General features: G+C 66.0%; 19 protein-coding genes. 10 read left to right on the forward strand and 9 right to left on the reverse strand.

All coding sequences use genetic code 11. The features are described 5' to 3' along the window. Positions 1 to 20 precede the first annotated feature (20 nt). A complete protein-coding gene (gene pdxH, locus AC1DZY_RS19655) occupies positions 21 to 635 on the reverse strand; it encodes a pyridoxamine 5'-phosphate oxidase (RefSeq protein ID WP_476821836.1) in 615 nt (204 codons plus the stop codon). Between the two features lie 129 nt (positions 636 to 764). Here pdxH and AC1DZY_RS19660 point away from each other — a divergent pair, with 129 nt between their 5' ends. After that, on the forward strand, positions 765 to 1,226 hold the full coding sequence (locus tag AC1DZY_RS19660) for an RT0821/Lpp0805 family surface protein (protein ID WP_476821837.1): 462 nt from the start codon (positions 765 to 767) through the stop codon (positions 1,224 to 1,226). A gap of 297 nt (positions 1,227 to 1,523) precedes the next feature. Next, positions 1,524 to 2,435, forward strand: coding sequence for a DnaJ C-terminal domain-containing protein (locus AC1DZY_RS19665; protein WP_476821838.1), 912 nt, complete (start codon positions 1,524 to 1,526; stop codon positions 2,433 to 2,435). Between the two features lie 12 nt (positions 2,436 to 2,447). On the opposite strand, the gene AC1DZY_RS19670 is transcribed toward AC1DZY_RS19665, so the two are convergent. Then, positions 2,448 to 3,164 carry a DUF1345 domain-containing protein gene (locus tag AC1DZY_RS19670; RefSeq protein WP_476821839.1) on the reverse strand — a complete coding sequence of 239 codons (717 nt, stop codon included), beginning with the start codon at positions 3,162 to 3,164 and terminating at the stop codon, positions 2,448 to 2,450. Between the two features lie 301 nt (positions 3,165 to 3,465). Between AC1DZY_RS19670 and fabI the strand changes: the two genes are divergently transcribed. Next, complete coding sequence (gene fabI, locus AC1DZY_RS19675; RefSeq protein WP_476821840.1) at positions 3,466 to 4,308, forward strand: enoyl-ACP reductase FabI; 843 nt, start codon at positions 3,466 to 3,468, stop codon at positions 4,306 to 4,308. An 84-nt stretch (positions 4,309 to 4,392) separates the two neighbouring features. Here the strand turns inward: fabI and folK are convergent, their stop codons facing one another. From folK to folP, 3 genes are read right to left on the reverse strand one after another with little or no spacing between them, the layout of a single operon-like run. After that, on the reverse strand, positions 4,393 to 4,932 hold the full coding sequence (gene folK, locus AC1DZY_RS19680; RefSeq protein WP_476821841.1) for a 2-amino-4-hydroxy-6-hydroxymethyldihydropteridine diphosphokinase: 540 nt from the start codon (positions 4,930 to 4,932) through the stop codon (positions 4,393 to 4,395). 13 nt (positions 4,933 to 4,945) lie between these two features. Next, on the reverse strand, positions 4,946 to 5,320 hold the full coding sequence (folB, locus tag AC1DZY_RS19685; protein WP_476821842.1) for a dihydroneopterin aldolase: 375 nt from the start codon (positions 5,318 to 5,320) through the stop codon (positions 4,946 to 4,948). A gap of 3 nt (positions 5,321 to 5,323) precedes the next feature. Further along, a complete protein-coding gene (gene folP, locus AC1DZY_RS19690) occupies positions 5,324 to 6,181 on the reverse strand; it encodes a dihydropteroate synthase (protein WP_476821924.1) in 858 nt (285 codons plus the stop codon). Between the two features lie 157 nt (positions 6,182 to 6,338). Between folP and AC1DZY_RS19695 the strand changes: the two genes are divergently transcribed. Both AC1DZY_RS19695 and AC1DZY_RS19700 read left to right on the forward strand, forming a co-directional pair. Further along, the gene (locus AC1DZY_RS19695) at positions 6,339 to 6,938 is read left to right on the forward strand and encodes a histidine phosphatase family protein (RefSeq protein WP_476821843.1); all 600 of its coding nucleotides are present in this window, start codon (positions 6,339 to 6,341) and stop codon (positions 6,936 to 6,938) included. A 234-nt stretch (positions 6,939 to 7,172) separates the two neighbouring features. Continuing rightward, positions 7,173 to 11,177, forward strand: coding sequence for a Pls/PosA family non-ribosomal peptide synthetase (locus tag AC1DZY_RS19700; RefSeq protein ID WP_476821844.1), 4,005 nt, complete (start codon positions 7,173 to 7,175; stop codon positions 11,175 to 11,177). A 6-nt stretch (positions 11,178 to 11,183) separates the two neighbouring features. Here AC1DZY_RS19700 and AC1DZY_RS19705 read toward each other — a convergent pair whose 3' ends face one another. Next, positions 11,184 to 11,606 (reverse strand): type II toxin-antitoxin system VapC family toxin, encoded by a 423-nt coding sequence (locus AC1DZY_RS19705; RefSeq protein WP_476821845.1) that lies wholly within the window; start codon positions 11,604 to 11,606, stop codon positions 11,184 to 11,186. Beyond that, positions 11,606 to 11,845: a type II toxin-antitoxin system Phd/YefM family antitoxin gene (locus AC1DZY_RS19710; RefSeq protein WP_476821846.1), complete on the reverse strand. Its 240-nt coding sequence runs from the start codon at positions 11,843 to 11,845 to the stop codon at positions 11,606 to 11,608. The genes AC1DZY_RS19705 and AC1DZY_RS19710 overlap by 1 nt, the downstream gene beginning before the upstream one ends. Positions 11,846 to 11,984: 139 nt before the next feature. On the opposite strand from AC1DZY_RS19710, the gene aroC reads away from it, so the two are divergent. The 4 genes from aroC to ribB all read left to right on the forward strand — a co-directional run bounded on the left by aroC (position 11,985) and on the right by ribB (position 15,128). Next, on the forward strand, positions 11,985 to 13,103 hold the full coding sequence (aroC, locus tag AC1DZY_RS19715; protein ID WP_476821847.1) for a chorismate synthase: 1,119 nt from the start codon (positions 11,985 to 11,987) through the stop codon (positions 13,101 to 13,103). A gap of 64 nt (positions 13,104 to 13,167) precedes the next feature. Further along, positions 13,168 to 13,383 (forward strand): ribbon-helix-helix domain-containing protein, encoded by a 216-nt coding sequence (locus tag AC1DZY_RS19720; protein ID WP_476821848.1) that lies wholly within the window; start codon positions 13,168 to 13,170, stop codon positions 13,381 to 13,383. Beyond that, positions 13,377 to 13,742 carry a PIN domain-containing protein gene (locus AC1DZY_RS19725; protein ID WP_476821849.1) on the forward strand — a complete coding sequence of 122 codons (366 nt, stop codon included), beginning with the start codon at positions 13,377 to 13,379 and terminating at the stop codon, positions 13,740 to 13,742. The genes AC1DZY_RS19720 and AC1DZY_RS19725 overlap by 7 nt, the downstream gene beginning before the upstream one ends. Positions 13,743 to 13,850: 108 nt before the next feature. Next, positions 13,851 to 15,128: a 3,4-dihydroxy-2-butanone-4-phosphate synthase gene (gene ribB, locus AC1DZY_RS19730; protein ID WP_476821850.1), complete on the forward strand. Its 1,278-nt coding sequence runs from the start codon at positions 13,851 to 13,853 to the stop codon at positions 15,126 to 15,128. Between the two features lie 72 nt (positions 15,129 to 15,200). Here ribB and AC1DZY_RS19735 read toward each other — a convergent pair whose 3' ends face one another. Together AC1DZY_RS19735 and AC1DZY_RS19740 are read right to left on the reverse strand one after the other, a co-directional pair. After that, a complete protein-coding gene (locus AC1DZY_RS19735; protein ID WP_476821851.1) occupies positions 15,201 to 15,518 on the reverse strand; it encodes an NIPSNAP family protein in 318 nt (105 codons plus the stop codon). Positions 15,519 to 15,520: 2 nt separating this feature from the next. Continuing rightward, positions 15,521 to 16,450 (reverse strand): histone deacetylase family protein, encoded by a 930-nt coding sequence (locus tag AC1DZY_RS19740; protein ID WP_476821852.1) that lies wholly within the window; start codon positions 16,448 to 16,450, stop codon positions 15,521 to 15,523. A 227-nt stretch (positions 16,451 to 16,677) separates the two neighbouring features. Between AC1DZY_RS19740 and AC1DZY_RS19745 the strand changes: the two genes are divergently transcribed. Beyond that, positions 16,678 to 17,274 carry a L,D-transpeptidase gene (locus AC1DZY_RS19745; RefSeq protein ID WP_476821853.1) on the forward strand — a complete coding sequence of 199 codons (597 nt, stop codon included), beginning with the start codon at positions 16,678 to 16,680 and terminating at the stop codon, positions 17,272 to 17,274. Positions 17,275 to 17,431 lie beyond the last annotated feature (157 nt).

Genomic DNA, 17,431 nt, shown 5'->3' on the forward strand with positions numbered 1-17,431 from the left:
CATCGCCATCGGGGTGGTCCTCAAGGATAAAACCGTTCGCGCGCCCAGGGCTGCGAAGCCGAGGCGCGGCGGAACACGACGCGATCATGCAGACGGAACGCGCCGTCGCGCCAGAACTCGATATAGACTGGATCGATGCGGAACCCGGTCCAGTGCGGCGGACGCGGGATCGTGCCGATGCCGAATTTCGCCGCATAGACCGCGACCGCCTTCTCCAGCGCGAAGCGGCTCTCCAGCGGGCGCGACTGCTGCGAGGCCCAGGCGCCGATGCGGCTGTCGCGGGCGCGCGACTGGAAATAGGCATCGGCCTCGGCGTCGCTGACGAGTGTCACCGGGCCGCGAATGCGGACCTGCCGGCGCAGGCTCTTCCAGTGGAACAGCGCGGCGGCCTTGCCCTGCCCGAGGAGTTCCTGGCCCTTCTGGCTTTCGGTGTTGGTGTAGAAGACGAAGCCCTCCGCATCGTAGCCCTTGAGCAGGACCATGCGGACATTGGGCAGGCCTTCGGCATCGACGGTCGAGAGCGCCATGCCGTTGGGGTCGTTGGGTTCGGAGCGCGAGGCCTCGTCGAGCCACTCGGCGAAGAGCGCGAAGGGTTCCTCGGCTGCAGTGAAGTCACCGCTCGTTAACCGTTCCACGTGTCTAATCCTCGATAGATTCGAAAACGGTGCGTCGGGCGAGCGCGACTTGTGATCTGTGGTGTGACAGCACGTTTGTATAGGGCAGCGCGCGTGGCGATCCAAAGCCCTCCGTCGCGCGGCGCGGCCATGCGTCCGCTCGCGCTTGCCGGCTGTGTCGCGCTTGGCCTGTTCAGCGCCGGCTGCTCGGTCTCGTTCCCGATCATCGGGCTCTCCAGCAAGGCCGAGGACGAGGTCGCGACGACCTCCTCCGTGCTGCCGGCACGTGGCTCCTCCAGGCCCGGGCCGCTCGCCTCGCTGTCGTCCGATCTCGGGCCCGAGGACATGCGCCGCGCCGATGGCGCGATGACTGTCGCGCTCGATCCGCAGGGCAATGGCGCGCCCGTCTCCTGGGACAATCCCCAGAGCGGCATCAAGGGCTCCTTCATCCCCGTCGGCGGGCCGTTCCTGCGCTCAGACGAAATCTGCCGCGCCTTCATCGCCAGCGTGCAGACGCAAACCGGACCGGCCAAACTGCAGGGCACGGCCTGTCGGCCCTCCGGCGGCGAATGGGCGGTCAAGGACATGCAGCCCTGGAAGGGCCTGAGCTGAGCGCCAGTTTCGATGAGGCCCCCCGAGCCCTCATCCTGAGGAGCGCCGCAGGCGCGTCTCGAAGGATGCTCCAGAAGACTCTGGTGGCAACTGGAGCATCCTTCGAGACGCCGCTTCGCGGCTCCTCAGGATGAGGGCTCAGGGTGTTCAGCGCCTCGCCTGAAGAGCCTCGAGCCAACGTCGACCTACCGATTGTTGTTTTCAGGCCACACTATTCCTAGATAGGGTCTTAGGTAGATCAGGCGGCGCAGAGCTGTGGCTTCGGCGCGGCCTGTCGCTTGGAAACGAGGTTTTCGAATGCGCGATCCGTATCAGGTTCTGGGCGTCGCCCGCTCGGCCAAAGAGGACGAGATCAAGAAGGCGTACCGGAAGAAGGCCAAGGATCTGCATCCCGACCGCAACCGGGACGACCCCAAGGCGCAGGACCGCTTTTCCGAACTCAACGGCGCCTATGAGATCCTCGGCGACGAGGCCAAGCGCAAGCAGTTCGACGCCGGCCAGATCGACGCCGACGGCAAGCCGAAGTTCCAGGGCTTCGAGGGCATGGGCGCAGGCCGCGGCGGCAGGGCCGGCGGGTTCGAGTTCAATTTCGGACAGGGCGGGCCGGGCGCTGGGCGCGGCGGAGCCGATATGGGCTTCGACCCCGCCGACATCTTCGGCTCGCTGTTTGGCGACGCGGCCAAGCGCAACGCCCGGCCGAGGGCGCAGCAGCCCAAGCCGCCCGAGCAGAGCTTCACGCTCGACGTGACGCTGGGGCAGGCTGTCGCCGGCGCGACGCGGCGCGTGCGGCTGCCGGGCGGGCGCGAGGTCGAGGTGACGATTCCCGAGAACGTCACTGATGGCAAGGTGATGCGCCTGCGCGGCCTCGGGCTGTCCGACCCGCATTCGGGCGAGGCCGGCGACGTGCTGATGACGATCAGGATCAAGCCGGACCCGCGTTTCGCCATCGAGGGCCGCGACCTGCGCACGCGCGTCGCGGTGCCGCTGGCAAGGGCGGTGCTCGGCGGGCCGATCCATGTGCCGACGCTGACCGGGACGGTCGAGATGACCATCCCGGCCTTGACCGGCACGACCAAATCCTTCCGCCTGCGCGGCAAGGGTCTCAAGGGCGAGAAGGGTGAGGTTGGCGACCTGTTCGTGGCGATCGACATCGAGATGCCCGAAAGCGATGCCGAACTGACCGCGCTGATGAAGGCGAGGGTCGGCTAGGGAGGCGTCTCCCTAGAACAGCCCCGATACGAGATTCACCGTCAGTCCCAGCACGGTCATGTTGAAGAAGAACCCGAAAACGCCGTGCATCAGCGCGGTCATCCGGATCGAGCGCGACGAGATGTTGATGTCGGCGGTCGAGCCGGCAAGCCCGATCACGAAAGAGAAGTAGAGAAAATCGGACAGCGCGAGTTTCTCGGTTTCACCGGGAAATTCGAGGCCGCCCCCTGAATGGGGCGTCGCGCCATGCGCAGCCAGATTGCAGTTGAAATACTGGTTGGCGTTGTGGACCGCGAATTTGAAATGGGYGAAGGCCCAGGTGGCCAGCACCGTCGTGATCGTCAAGGCGATGTGCTCGGGCAGCAGCACGCCGCTGTCCTGTTTGACGAACATCAGCTCGGCGATCACGGCGCCGAGGCTGATCGCGGCCGCGCCGATGGATGCCGCCAGCGTCACAAGACGGCCCTGATCGCTGATCAAGACGACGTCGCGAAGCGGATAACGCGAGATGTGCGAGAGCCAGATCGTCCACCCCATGAACAGAAGCGTCGCCGCATTCCAGCCGACCAGCGAGCGCGTCCTGCCGCGTAGTTCCGCCGGCAGCACGATGGCGAGCGCCACGCCTGCGAGAAGGCAGACGAGGATACGCAGATGCGGCCCCAGCCGCCGCCGCTGGCCACGGATCGCGACCCCTTGGCCGGGTGCGTCAAACGATGTGATCTCGGTCATCCCAGCCGTCCCCGCGCCGTCGCCGGCAAGCGCTCATTCGATCTCGATGAATGTCCAGATGCAGTGATTGCCGTGTATTTCGAGTTTCCACCGTTCTCGAAACTGGCTGCATCTTGTGCGCGCGGTTAACAGACCCCTCGCGTCGATTTCGCCTCACTGGCTGGCGCACGGCGCAAGTCGCGCCAGCATCTTGGCCAACCCGATATCCGCGCGGCCGTCCTCGCCCCGCGAAATCCGGTTTCCCCTTTTGGGCGTCATGTTCTAAGAGACCGCTCCACTTCGTCCAGTTCGAAGGTCTCAGATGCCCGACGCCCAGACCGCCCCGCTTCCGACCGCCAATCTGCTCAAGGGCAAGCGCGGCCTCGTCATGGGCGTCGCCAACAACCGCTCGATCGCCTGGGGCATCGCCAAGGCCGCCGCCGACGCCGGCGCGGAACTCGCCTTCACCTATCAGGGCGACGCCCTGAAGAAGCGCGTCGAGCCTCTCGCGAGCCAACTCGGCGGCCATGTCGTCGGCCATTGCGACGTTACTGATTCCAGCACGATCGACGCCGTCTTCGCCGAGGTCGAGAAGCTCTGGGGCAAGCTCGATTTCGTCGTCCACTGCATCGCCTTCTCCGACAAGGACGAGCTGACCGGGCGCTATGTCGAGACCAGCGAGGCGAACTTCACCAAATCGCTGCTGATCTCCTGCTATTCCTTCACCGCCGTGACCCAGCGCGCCGAGAAGCTGATGACAGACGGCGGCGCGATGCTGACGCTGACCTATTACGGCGCCGAAAAATGGATGCCGCACTATAACGTCATGGGCGTCGCCAAGGCCGCGCTCGAAGCCAGCGTGCAATATCTCGCCGCCGATCTCGGCCCCTCGAAGATCCGCGTCAACGCGATCTCGGCGGGACCGATCAAGACGCTCGCGGCCTCAGGGATAGGCGATTTCCGTTACATCCTGCGCTGGAACGAATACAATTCGCCCTTGCGCCGGACCGTGACGATCGAGGAGGTCGGCGAGACCGCGGTGTTCCTGGTCTCCGACATGTCGCGCGGCATCACCGGCGAGATTCTTCATGTCGATGCGGGCTACCATGTCGTCGGCATGAAGGTGCCGACCGCGCCGGATATTACGCTCGACAAGAGCGAATAGTCAGAACAAGTCGCAAAAAGACGCGCTGTCATCCCGGGCAAGCGAAGCGCAGACCCGGGATCCATCGTCGAGCGCCGTCCTGCCTTATGATAGATCCCGGATCGGCGCGGCTTCGCCGCTTGTCCGGGATGACGCGGAGTTTCCGAAGGAACTCATCCTCGACGTTGCCTCCACATCGCGCCTGATCGCTTCGTCGGCCAGCGCCGCCAGCAGATCGCCGATCTTGCGTCTGCCTATCACCATCTCCGGTGCGATCTCCGCCAGGGGGGCCAGTACGAAGGCGCGCTCGGCGATGCGGGGATGGGGCACCTGCAGGCCGGGCTCATCTATCGCCTCTGCGCCGTAGCTCAGGATGTCGATGTCGAGGGTGCGCGGCCCCCAGCGCTCGCTACGCTCCCGGCCCTGGCTCTTCTCGATGGCCAGCACGAGCGCCAGTAGTGCCTGCGCGGTCAGGTTGGTGTCGAGCAGCACGGCCATGTTGAGGAATTCCGGCTGGTCGAGCTTGCCCCAGGGTGGAGTGCGGTAAACCGAGGAGGTCGCCTTGACAGCGATCCCGGGATGACCGGCCAATGCTGCCAGCGCGGCTGCGAAAGCAGCGACGGGATCGCCGAGATTGCCGCCCAACCCAAGCGCAGCCTCAGTCCTCACGCCGGAAATCCAGCTTGATGCCGACTGCCGCCAGCGTCGCCGGAATCGGCGGAGCTGGCTTGCGCAGGGTGATCTCGACGCGGCTCACCGGGGGAAAGGCCGCCAGCACAGCAAGCGCGACCGAGCGCGCGGCGGCCTCCAGCAGGTTGAAGCGCCTTGCGGTGAAGGTCTCGATCACCAGCGCGACGACCTTGCCGTAATCGACCGTGTCGGCGAGTGAATCGCTGATCGCCGAGGCGCGGATGTCGGTCGCCAGCACGATGTCGAGGGTGAAGCGCTGGCCCAGCCGCTCCTCCTCCGAGAAGAAGCCGTGATAGGCGTAGATGTCGAGCTTCTCGATCAGGATGCTGCCGGTCTCGCTCATGGCTCAGGCTTCCGTTGGCAGTGTCAGGGCGGACCATACCTTCAGCGCCTGCGCGTGCTGGGCGACGTCATGGGCGCGGATGATCGCCGCACCTTGCGCGACGCCATGAAGATGGGCGGCGATGCTGCCGGCGACGCGCTCGGCGGGAACCTGCTGGCCGGTGATGACGCCGATCACCGATTTGCGCGAGGCCCCAAGCAGGATCGGGCAGCCGAGCCCGGCGAGCCGCGACAGGCTGCGCAGCAGCGTCAACGACTGCTCCGCCGTCTTGCCGAAGCGGCCGATGCCGGGGTCGACGAGGATCTGGCCATGGGGCACGCCGGCGGCGCGCGCGATGCCGATCGAGCGTTCGAGGAAGGCCATCACATCGGAGAGGATGTCGAGGTCGGGATCGACGGTCTCACGGTTGTGCATCAGGATGATCGGCGCGCCGCGACGGGCCGCGACCCCGGCGATGGCGGGGTCGCGCTGCGCGCCCCAGACGTCGTTGACGATCGAGGCTCCGGCCGCGAGGGCCGCATCGGCGACCTCCGCTTTCCAGGTGTCGATCGAGAGCGGCGTCGGTCCATCCTTGGCGAGGGCCACGATCACCGGCAGGACGCGGGCAAGCTCGGTTGCGGCATCGAGCGGTGCATGGTCGGGCCTGGTCGATTCGCCGCCGACATCGAGGATCGCCGCGCCCTCCGCCGCCAGCCTCAGGCCATGGGCGACCGCATCACCGCCGCCCGCGAGCAGGCCGTCGCCGGAGAAGGARTCGGGCGTGACGTTGACGATGCCCATCAACAGGGGCGCCGGGCCGAGCGCCAGCCTGCGACCATCTGGCAAGGTGAGAGCCTTGGGCGTCAAAAGGGCGTGGACCATCTGCTGCGGCGGAGTGCCGCCTATATACGGCAAGGCGGGCTCCGGCCAACAGAAAGCGCGGGCAGGCTTGCCTTCGCCAGCCCGCCATGGCCGCAGCGCATGACCCGGCGTCGCCACGGGCTTTGACGCGGGCAGCATCAGCGTGCATGAGCCCGGCATGGTCCCGCTCACGCTCCCGCACCGGCTCATCCTCATCCGCCATGGCGAGACGGACTGGAATCGCGAGGGCCGCCTGCAGGGCGGGCAGGACATTCCGCTGAATGCGCTCGGCCGCGCTCAGGCCGCCGAGGCCGCCGGCCGCCTGCGCGATCTCGTGCCGGACTTCGCCGGCCTGTCCTATATCGGCTCGCCGATGCAGCGGGCGTGCGAGACCATGGACATCCTGCGCACGACCCTCGGCCTGCCACTGGGCGGCTACACCATAGACGAGCGCCTGCGCGAGCTGACCTTCGGTGCCTGGGAAGGCATGACCTGGCGTGAGGTTCGCAAGGCCGAGCGCGAGCAGGCGCAGGCGCGCGAGCGCGACAAATGGGGCTTCGTTCCGCCCGGCGGCGGCGAGAGCTACAGCATGCTGGCGCAGCGAATCAGGCCGGTGCTCGAGGAGCTGCGGCGGGAGACCGTGATCGTCAGCCATGGCGGCGTGGCGCGCGCGGTGCTGGCGCTTGTCGGCGCGGTTTCGCCGCAGAAGGCGTCCCTGGCCGAGATCTGGCAGGGCAAGATGCTGGTCGTCGTCGGCCATAAGGCCGACTGGGTCTGACGCCCGCCGCGTCGTTCATCGCGGGTTCAGTCGTGCTTTTGCATGAGGTTCATGTTAGCGGGACGACGTGCGGCGGCGTCTTGCTCGGCCGGGGGGCACAGCCGGAAAAGCGCATCGGGGGGTGTGCCTTTTTCGCGAATCTTAAAGGTGCGTCCTGAGAATGCGGGCTGCGCGGCTGCGGGACCATGACAGTCCCGGCCCGCGCAACCGTCTTTCGGGGCGCAGCGGGGCACGATGAACGACATCTCGATCCTGTCGGCCAAAGCGGCCGTGGCGGCTGCGAGCCCGCTGGCGGCGCTGGCCGGCGACAAGCGTCCCGACCTGATTCGAGACGAGGTTCTGGGCGAGATCTTCGCCGCGACCGTGGCGACGCGCGGACAGCATCCCGCTCTGGTCGATGGCGCTCGCAGCCTGAGCTATGACGCGGTCTGGGCTGCAGCCGGCACGCAGGCGCGCGGTCTGGCGCTGGCCGGCGTCGGTCCGGGCGACATGGTCGGCCTGTGGATGCCGCGTGGCATCGATCTCCTGATCGCCCAGATCGCGATCGCGCGCGCGGGCGCCGCCTGGGTGCCGTTCGACGCCGAGGCCCCGGTCGACAGGATCGCGATCTGCCTGAAGGACGCCGACGCCAAGGGCATCGTCACGGCTAGCAGTTGGCGCGGCAGGGCGGAAGGCACGGGCCGGACCGTCTGGACCCCCGACGATCTCGCGGCGCGCGACGACGGCGTCGCCATGCCGGCGCGCGCGGCGGGCCTGACCAAGGACCATCCGGCCTATCTGATCTACACCTCCGGCTCGACGGGCACGCCCAAGGCGATCGTCATCAGCCACCGCAACATCTGCCATTTCCTGCGCTCGGGTAACGCCTTCTACGAGATCGGCCCCGACGACGTCGTCTTTCAGGGCGCGTCGGTGGCCTTCGATCTGTCGATGGAGGAGATCTGGACGCCCTATCTCGTCGGCGGCACGCTTTATGTCGCCTCGCCCGAAACCATGGGCGACGCCGAGAAGCTGCCGGCGCTTTTGACGCAGGCCGGCGTCACCGTCATCGACACCGTGCCGACGCTGCTCGGCATCCTGCCGGCCGACGTGCCCTCGCTCAGGCTGATCCTGCTCGGCGGCGAGGCGCTGCCGCCGGCGATCGTGCAGAAATGGTCGCGGCCCGGGCGGCGCATCCTCAACACCTACGGGCCGACCGAAGCGACGGTGGTCGCAACCGCAGCCGAAGTGCTGCCCGGCGAGACCGTGACGATCGGCAAGCCGATCGCGAACTACACGGCCTATATCGTCAGCGAATCGATGAAACTCGTCGGTCCCGGCGAGCAGGGCGAATTGCTGATCGGCGGCCCCGGCGTCGCCAAAGGCTATCACGGCCGCCCGGAGCTGACGGCGGAGAAGTTCATCGCCAATCCGTTCGGCGACATCGACGACCCCGTACTCTACCGCTCGGGCGACGCGGTCAGCCTCGACGGCGCCGGCAACATCGTCTTCCACGGCCGCATCGACGACCAGATCAAGATCCGCGGCTTCCGGGTCGAGCTCGGCGAGATCGAATCCAAGCTCGCCGGCGAACCCGGGGTCAGCCAGGCGGCGGTGGTGCTGCGCACCGATGACGAGATCGAGCGGCTCGTCGCCTTCGTCGTGGCGGAACCCGGCATCGCGGTTGATGGCGCGGCGCTGCGGGCGTCGCTGCGTGACCAGTTGCCGCCCTATATGGTGCCTGCGCATTTCGAGGCCGTCGGTTCGCTGCCGCGCATGGTTTCGGGCAAGGTCGACCGCAAGATGCTGAAGGCCGCGCCGCTGACCGCGCCGGCCGCCGCAGGCGAGCAGGAGCCGCCGCGCAACGCGACCGAGGCCGCGCTGCTGGAGGCCGCCAAGCGGGTGCTCGGCGCGCAGACCCTGCCATTGGAAGCGGATTTCTTCGTCGATCTCGGCGGCCATTCGCTGCTGGCGGCGCGCTTTATCTCGATCGTGCGCGAAACGCCGGCCTATGCCGGCATCACGCTCCAGGACGTCTATGGCGCGCGCAGCTTGCGCGGCATGGCGGCGCTGCTCGACGGGCGCGGGGTCGCCGAGGCGCTGGACCTTTCCTTCACGCCGCCGCCCTTCATGCGCCGCTTCCTGTGCGGGCTGGCGCAGGCCGCCGTGCTGCCGATCATCATCAGCCTGTCGACGGCGCAGTGGCTCGGCATCTTCGTCACCTATCTGCTGATCTCCGGCGAGGACCTGTCGCTGGGCATGCAGATCCTGACGCTGCTCGGCGTCTACATGGCTTTGATGATCGCCACCGGGCTGATCTCGATCGCGCTGAAATGGATCGTGCTCGGGCGTACCAAACCCGGAATCTATCCGCTCTGGGGCGTTTATTATTTCCGCTGGTGGTTCGCCTCCCGCGTCGCCGGCCTCGTCCACATCAAATGGTTCCAGGGCACGCCGGTGATGCGGTTCTACTGGCGCCTGCTCGGCGCCAGGGTCGGACGCGACGTGCTGATCTCCGACTATGAGGCCGGCGCGGTCGACCTGATCACGATCGGGGAGGGCAGCACACTCGGCTCCAAGACCACCTTCGCCAATGGCGAGGCGATCGGCGACAAGTTCATCCTCGGGCCGATCACGCTCGGCCGGGACGTCTATGGCGGCTCCTCGGCCGTGTTCGGGCATGGCTGCGTCGTTGGCGACCATGCCGAAATCGGCGACCTGACCGCGCTGCCGCCGGGCACGATCGTCGGCGAGGCCGAAATCTGGGACGGCACGCCCGCCCGCAAGATCGGCATGGTCGACCTTACGGCGCTGCCGGAGCAGTCGCAGGCCAGCGCGCGCCGACGCTTCGCGATGACCTGCTTCTACATCCTGATGCTGTTCGTGCTGCCGCCGATCAGCCTTCTGCCGATCTTCCCGGCCTTCTGGCTGTTCGACAAGATCGACGACTGGATCTCGACCTGGTCCGACATCAGCTATCTCTGGTACCTGCCGATCCTGACCTGGCCGACCGCGATGGGGCTCGTCGCCTTCACCGTGTTTTTGATGGCGGGGCTGCGCTGGGCGATCCTGCCGCGCGTCACCACCGGCTCATGGTCGATCCATTCGAGCTTCTACGCCCGCAAATGGACGGTGGCGCTGGCGACCGAGGTGACGCTGGAGACGCTGTCCTCGCTGTTTGCCACGATCTACATGCGCGCCTGGTACCGGATCATGGGTGCAAGGATCGGCCATGGCGCCGAAATCTCGACCAACCTGTCGGGCCGCTACGATCTGACGGCGATCGGCGCGGGCAACTTCATCGCCGACGAGGTCGTGTTCGGCGACGAGGATCTCCGGCGCGGCTATATGCGCCTCGACATGACCCGCACCGGCAACCAGGTCTTCGTCGGCAACGACGCCGTCGTGCCGCCGGGCGCGGTCATTCCAGACCGGGTGCTGATCGGCATCAAGTCGAAGCCGCCGGCCAACGAGATGATGCAGGCCGGCGACACCTGGTTCGGCTCGCCGCCGATCAAGCTGCCGACCCGGCAGAAGGTCGATCTCGGGGCCGACTGGACCTATCTGCCATCGGCGGGCAAGCGCTGGGGCCGCGCCGTGTTCGAGGCGTTCCATACCTCGTTTCCGGCGATGCTGTTCATCTCCTTCGGCACGCTGGCGGTCGATCTCGTGCTGCAGCAGAAGATCGTCGATCGCGACTGGACCGGCCTCGTCCTGGCCTTCATCGCCGCCAGCGTCGTCATTGCGGTCGTGCAGGCGCTGATCTGCGCCGCGATCAAATGGCTGCTGATGGGCGTCTACAAGCCGGTGATGAAACCGATGTGGTCGTTCTGGGCGATGCGCACCGAGGCTGTCGCGGTGCTCTACTGGGGGCTCGGCGGCAAGGTGCTGTTCGACTATCTGCGCGGAACGCCATTCCTGCCCTGGTGCCTGAAGCTGTTCGGAGCGAAGTTCGGCCGCGGCTGCTGGCTCGATTCGACCGATATCACCGAGTTCGACTGCGTGCGGATGGGCGATTTCTGCTCGATCAACGCTCATTCGGCCCTGCAGACGCATCTCTACGAGGACCGCGTCATGAAGGTCGGGCGCGTCACGCTGGGCAACGGCGTCTGCGTCGGCGCGGGCGCGACCGTGCTCTACGACACCCATGTCGGCGACTTCGCCCAGATCGGCCTGCTCACCGTGATCATGAAGGGCGAGAACCTGCCGGCGCATACGCGCTGGGAAGGTGCCCCGGCGGTGCCGGCGAAGGCCCATTGAAGGCCGTCAGAGCAGGATCGTGCTGACGCCGAGTTTCGTGGCGGCGTCGGCCATTTGCTTGTCGCGGGTGCAAAGGGTCGCGAAGGCTGTGCTTGCGAGGGCGAGGTGCAATGCGTCGCCGGCTCTCAGCCCGGTCTCGCTGAGTTGGGCGAGACGAGATGCAAGTCGAAAATGGTCGGTTGAAACTTGCAGAACCTCCGCTGAATCGAGCGCCATTCTTGAAAATTGAGCCATCGCCTGGCGAACCTGGTCGGCACTGATTTTGTCGGCGCGCAGTTTCATCGAGAGTGCAGCGGAGAATTCTGTCGCAACCCACTCCGAAATGGCAATTTCGTCAGAGGCGCGCTCCTCGAGCCAGAACTGGACAGCTCGTGTTGTCGGCTCGGGCGTCATCGCCGTCACCAGCAAAGACGTGTCCAGATAGAGCATCAGTATTTGGCGTCGTCGCGCAGACGGCGCATGAACTCGCCGCCATCTTCGTCCTGCATCGGCATGGAGGCGGTCAGTCGCCTGAGCGCATCGACGTCGAGCGGCTTTTTGGTCTTGGCGGCGGTCAGATGTGCGACGGCCTTGCCGTGACGCGTGATGCAGACGGTCTCACCCGCCTCCGCTGCTTCGACCAATGCGCTGAGGTTTGCCTTGGCTTCCGCCATCGCTACCGTTTTCATCGCTACCTCCTGACTAGAATTCTAGTCATAATATGCGCCGCCTTGTTCGCCTTGCCAAGAGCAGTGCATCGGCCTGGTGGGGTTTCGCATCCGGGCAATGCAGCCTAAAGAACGCGGAGAAAACGCCTCGGGCCCACCCATGTCCCACAACACATTCGGCCATCTCTTCCGCGTCACCACCTTCGGCGAGAGCCATGGGCCGGCGATCGGCTGCGTCGTCGATGGCTGCCCGCCGCTGCTGCCGCTGGTCGAGGCCGATATCCAGGGCGATCTCGACCGCCGGCGGCCGGGCCAGTCGCGTTTTACGACGCAGCGGCAGGAACCCGACCAGGTCCGCATCGTCTCGGGCGTCTTTCCGCGCGAGAGCGACGGCGTCCAGGTCACGACGGGGACGTCGATCGGGCTGATGATCGACAATGTCGACCAGCGCTCGAAGGACTACTCCGAGATCAAGGACAAGTACCGGCCCGGCCATGCCGACTTCACCTATGACGTGAAATACGGCATCCGCGACTATCGCGGCGGCGGGCGCTCCTCGGCGCGCGAGACGGCGATGCGGGTGGCGGCCGGCGCGATCGCGCGCAAGATCATCCCCGGCATGGTGGTGCGCGGCGCGCTGGTGCAGATGGGGCCGCACAAGATCGACCGCGCCAACTGGGACTGGGATGAGGTCGGCAACAACCCGTTCTTCTGCCCCGACGCCAAGGCCGCTGCCCTGTTCGAGGGCTATCTCGATGGCATCAGGAAATCGGGCTCCTCGATCGGGGCTGTTCTGGAGATCGTCGCCGAGGGCGTGCCGGCGGGCTTGGGCGCGCCGATCTACGGCAAGCTCGATGCCGAGATCGCGGCTGCGCTGATGAGCATCAACGCGGTCAAGGGCGTCGAGATCGGCGAAGGTTTTGGTGCGGCCGAGCTCTCGGGCGAGGAGAACGCCGACGAGATGCGCGCCGGCAACGATGGCGCGCCGCTGTTTCTCTCGAACCATGCCGGCGGCATTCTCGGCGGCATCTCGACCGGGCAGCCGATCGTGGCGCGCTTTGCCGTGAAGCCGACCTCGTCGATTTTGGCGACACGCGCCACCGTCACCCGCACCGGCGGCGAGGCCGAGATGTTCACCAAGGGCCGGCACGACCCCTGCGTCGGCATCCGCGCCGTGCCTGTCGGCGAGGCGATGGTGGCTTGTGTGCTCGCGGACCAGTATCTGCGCCATCGCGCGCAGATTGGTCTGGTCGAGCCGCGCTGGCCATTTCAGACATAGCCCCTGTCTTCGTCGATCGCGATGCGCTATATGATACACATAGGGCATATCACGGGAGTGAGCGATGCGGGCCTTGATCGACATGAATGATGCTCAGGTCGAAGCCCTCGACAGCATTGCCAAACGAATGGGGCAATCGCGTGCTGCATTGATTAGGGCAGCGATTGACACTTACCTCGAGCGTCATCATCGCGAACAGGTCGAGAGTGGTTTCGGTTTGTGGGGTCAGCGCAAGGTCGATGGTCTGGCTTACCAGGAGAAAGCGCGTCGCGAATGGTAGGCGCGCTGTTCGACACCAATATCCTGATCGACCACCTGAACGCTGTTCCACAGGCCCGTGAGGAAATCGAGCGCTTCGACAGCCGGGCGGTCAGCATCATCACCTGGATGGAAGTGATGATCGGAGCGGATGCCGATCTCGTCGAGCCGACACGGCGTTTCCTGGAAGGCTTTGACGTCATCGCTCTCGATGACGAGATCGCCAGCCGTGCGGTGTCGCTGCGGCGAGCGCATCGCATCAAGCTGCCCGATGCGGTGATCTGGGCCACGGCGCAGATCGGCGGACGAATACTCGTGACCCGGAATACGAAAGATTTTCCGACTGATGACCCCGGGATAAGAGCGCCTTACGTCCTCTGACAAGACGCCGGCCCGAACGGCGGAAACGCACTTATGCGCCATTCAGCCATAGTGAAAATTGTTGGCTTCTTCATTGCAACTGAAATCTGCCAGTATTAGCTTGCCTGCATGAAGCTCGACGCTTGGCTCACGCAGAACAAGACCGGCCGCAGCGCCTTTGCGCGGCTGGTCGGCCTGTCGCCGGCCAGCGTCACGGCTCTCTGCAACGACCAGAGCGCCTGGATCTCGCGCGAAAGCGCCGAGCGCATCGCCGCCGCGACGGGCGGCGCCGTCACCCCCAATGATTTTCTCGGCCTCGTCGGGCCGCGCGAGGCTGTCATGTCCAGCAATGTCACCAAGACCATCGAGGCTTTCGCGCGGGGCGAGATCGTCATCGTCACCGATGACGACGATCGCGAGAACGAGGGCGACCTGATCGTCGCCGCCTCGCTGTGCACGCCGGAGAAAATGGCCTTCATCATCCGCAACACCTGCGGCATCGTCTGTGCGCCGCTGACGTCGGGCGAGGCGCGACGGTTGCGGCTCGATCCAATGGTCTCGTCGAACGATGCGCCGCTCGGCACCGCCTTCACCGTGACGGTCGACGTCAAGCATGGGCTGACCACCGGCATCTCGGCCGAGCAGCGCTGCAACACCGTGCGTGCGCTCGCCAACGGCAATATGGGCGCGACCGATTTCGTGCGGCCGGGCCATGTCTTCCCGCTGATCGCCAAGGATGGCGGCGTGCTGATGCGTTCGGGCCATACCGAGGCCGCGGTCGATCTGTGCAAGCTCGCCGAACTGCCGCAGGTCGGGGTGATCTGCGAACTCGCCAATGACGACGGCACGGTGATGAAGGGCGCGCAGATCACGGCCTTCGCAAGCAAGCACGGGCTGCAGCAGATCACGGTCGCCGATCTGATCGCTTATCGGCAGGCGCGCGAGAAGCTGGTCGAGCGGGTGCATTCCTTCCCGGTCAAGACCGCCTTCGGCGAGATGACCGGCCATGTCTATGTGACGCCGTTCGAGGACACCCAGCACTTCGCCTTCGTCATGGGCAAGATCGGCGATGGCGAAAAGGTGCCGGCACGGCTGCACCGGGCCGATGTCGTCTCGGATGTGCTCGGCGGAGGCGGCTCGATCCAGTGCGCGCTGAAGCGCTTCCAGCAGGACGGCAAGGGCGTGCTGATCTATCTGCGCGACGGGACGGCCGGCGTGCCGCTCAAGAGCGTCGAGGAGGGTTCCGACGCCCAGCGCACGCAGCAATGGCGCGAGGTCGGCCTGGGCGCGCAGATTCTGCGCGATCTCGGCGTCGGCTCGATCGTGAACCTCGCCTCGTCGCCGCGCGCCTTCGTCGGGCTCTCTGGCTTCGGCATCGAGATTGCGGCGACGGAGCCGCTGGAGTGAGCGGCTGCCGAGGTGCTTCTCACCTGAGCATCGGATTTGTCCGAAAAGTGCATTCCACTTTCCGGCCCGATGCTACTGCATCGGCGAGAAGAAGGCCGGCTTGATGATCTTGTTCTCCATCTTCTCGATATAGGCGCGCGTCTTCGGGATGAAGGCGAGCCATTCAGGGTCGGCCGCGAGCTGGTCACGCCGCTCCTCGCGCTGCTGGTAGCTGTCATAGCGCCAGATCATCATGACCTGATTGAGCTCGCCGACATCCGAATAGAACCACGCGGTCGTGGGGCCGAGCGAGCGGCAGTGAATGGCGAAGCCTTCGTCGTGATAGAGGCGCAGATAATCCTGCAGCAGGCCGACGCGGATCGTGTAGGTCCGCATTTCAAAGATCGCCATCGTCAGCCTCTCATCAGCGCCGTGACATGGGCCGCAGCCGAGCGCGACAGGCCGTCGAGATCGTAGCCGCCCTCCAGCACCGAGACTAGCCGGCCCTGGCAGCGCCTGTCAGCAATCGCCATCAACTGCTGCGTCGCCCAGGCGAAATCGGCTTCCTTCAGATTGAGATTGGCGAGCGGGTCGCGCCAATGCGCGTCGAAACCGGCCGAGATGATGATGAGGTCGGGCGCGAAGGCTTCGATGCGCGGCAGCAGCGCGGTTCCGAACGCGTCGCGGAATTCGTCGGAGCCGTCGCCGGCGCGCAAGGGCGCGTTGACGATGGTGCCGTGCTGGCCGCGCTCGGAGGCCGCGCCCGTGCCGGGATAGAGCGGCATCTCATGGGTCGAGGCGTAGAGCACGCTGGCATCGTCCCAGAAGATCTCCTGCGTGCCATTGCCGTGATGCACGTCCCAGTCGATCACGGCGACACGGCCTGCGCCATGGACGGTCTGGGCATGGCGGGCGGCGATTGCCGCGCTGTTGAAAAAGCAGAAGCCCATCGCCTTGACGCTCTCGGCATGGTGGCCGGGCGGACGGGTGGCGCAGAAGGCATTGGCCGCGCGGCCCTGCATGACCTCGTCGACGGCGTGCGTCGCGGCCCCGACCCCGCGCAAGGCGGCCTCGACCGTGCCCGGCGACATCAGCGTGTCCGCATCGATCTGGACGAGACCTAAATCAGGCGAGGCGGCGACGATCGCCTCGGCGAAAGCGCGCGGATGGCACAAGGCCACCTGATCGAGCGTGCCGAGCGGCGCGCTCATTCGACTCAGGGCCGCGAAACGCTCATCCTCCAGCGCGCGCTCGATGGCGCGCAGGCGCTCGGCGCGCTCTGGATGGCCGGGCGGGGTTTCATGTTGCAGGCTCGCCGGGTGGGTGATCAGCAGGGTCGTCAAGGGATTTCGCCTCGCTTGGGGTGCCCCGGGCCTGGAGGCGTGACCGCTTTGCCACGGTCGACAGGGAAGCGCCCGATTCCGCCATCATCAACGGAACCGGATTGCGCCATATTTGTTTCGGGCCTAGAGGTTTCGCGTCGCGGAAGTTGCGCTACCGGGCCTTGCCGACACGAAGCGTTAACTCCCGATTCATCATAAAGGTGGCCTTAGGGCAACTGGTGGACGTCATGAAACAGACCGCGATCATAGCTCTGGCCCTGTCGACCCTCCTGGGCGCCTGCCAGTACAAAGCCGTGAACGCGCCCGCGCTGTCGGCCCGCGATGCCGAATATATTGCGCTGGTTCCGAAGTTCGACACCTACCTGCCTTACCTGCCCTACGAGATCGCCGATCCGACCGGACAGGCGCCGGGCACGATCTACATCGATACCAAAGAGAAGTTCCTCTACTACGTCCTGCCGAACAAGAAGGCGGTCCGCTACGGCGTCGCCACCGGCGACGAGGCTTTCGGCTGGACTGGAGAGGCCGTGATCCAGCGCAAGGCCGAGTGGCCGCGCTGGACGCCTCCCGCCGAGATGATCAAGCGTTGGCCGCATCTCGCCCCGCGCGCCGGCGGCATGGAAGGCGGCCCGGAAAATCCGCTCGGAGCGCGCGCGCTCTATCTCTACCAGAACGGCCAGGACACGCTTTACCGCATCCACGGCACCAACGAGCCGGAGACGATCGGCCGCTCGGCCTCGTCGGGCTGCATCCGCATGCGCAATATCGATGTGATCGAGTTGTTCAACCGGGTGCCGGTCGGAACGAAGGTCGTCGTGGTCTGAGACCACGACGCCATGGTCGGGCTTGAGCCGACCATCTCATCGCCGAGCAATCTGCGGTTTCACACGTCCTGAGATGGCCGGGGGAAACCCGAGCGTGACCGATAGACCGTGCGTCTTTTGCTCGCAAACACGGCGTCATCCCGGACAAGCCGCGCAG

It is taken from the genome of Allobosea sp. P2_A10, assembly GCF_056405115.1.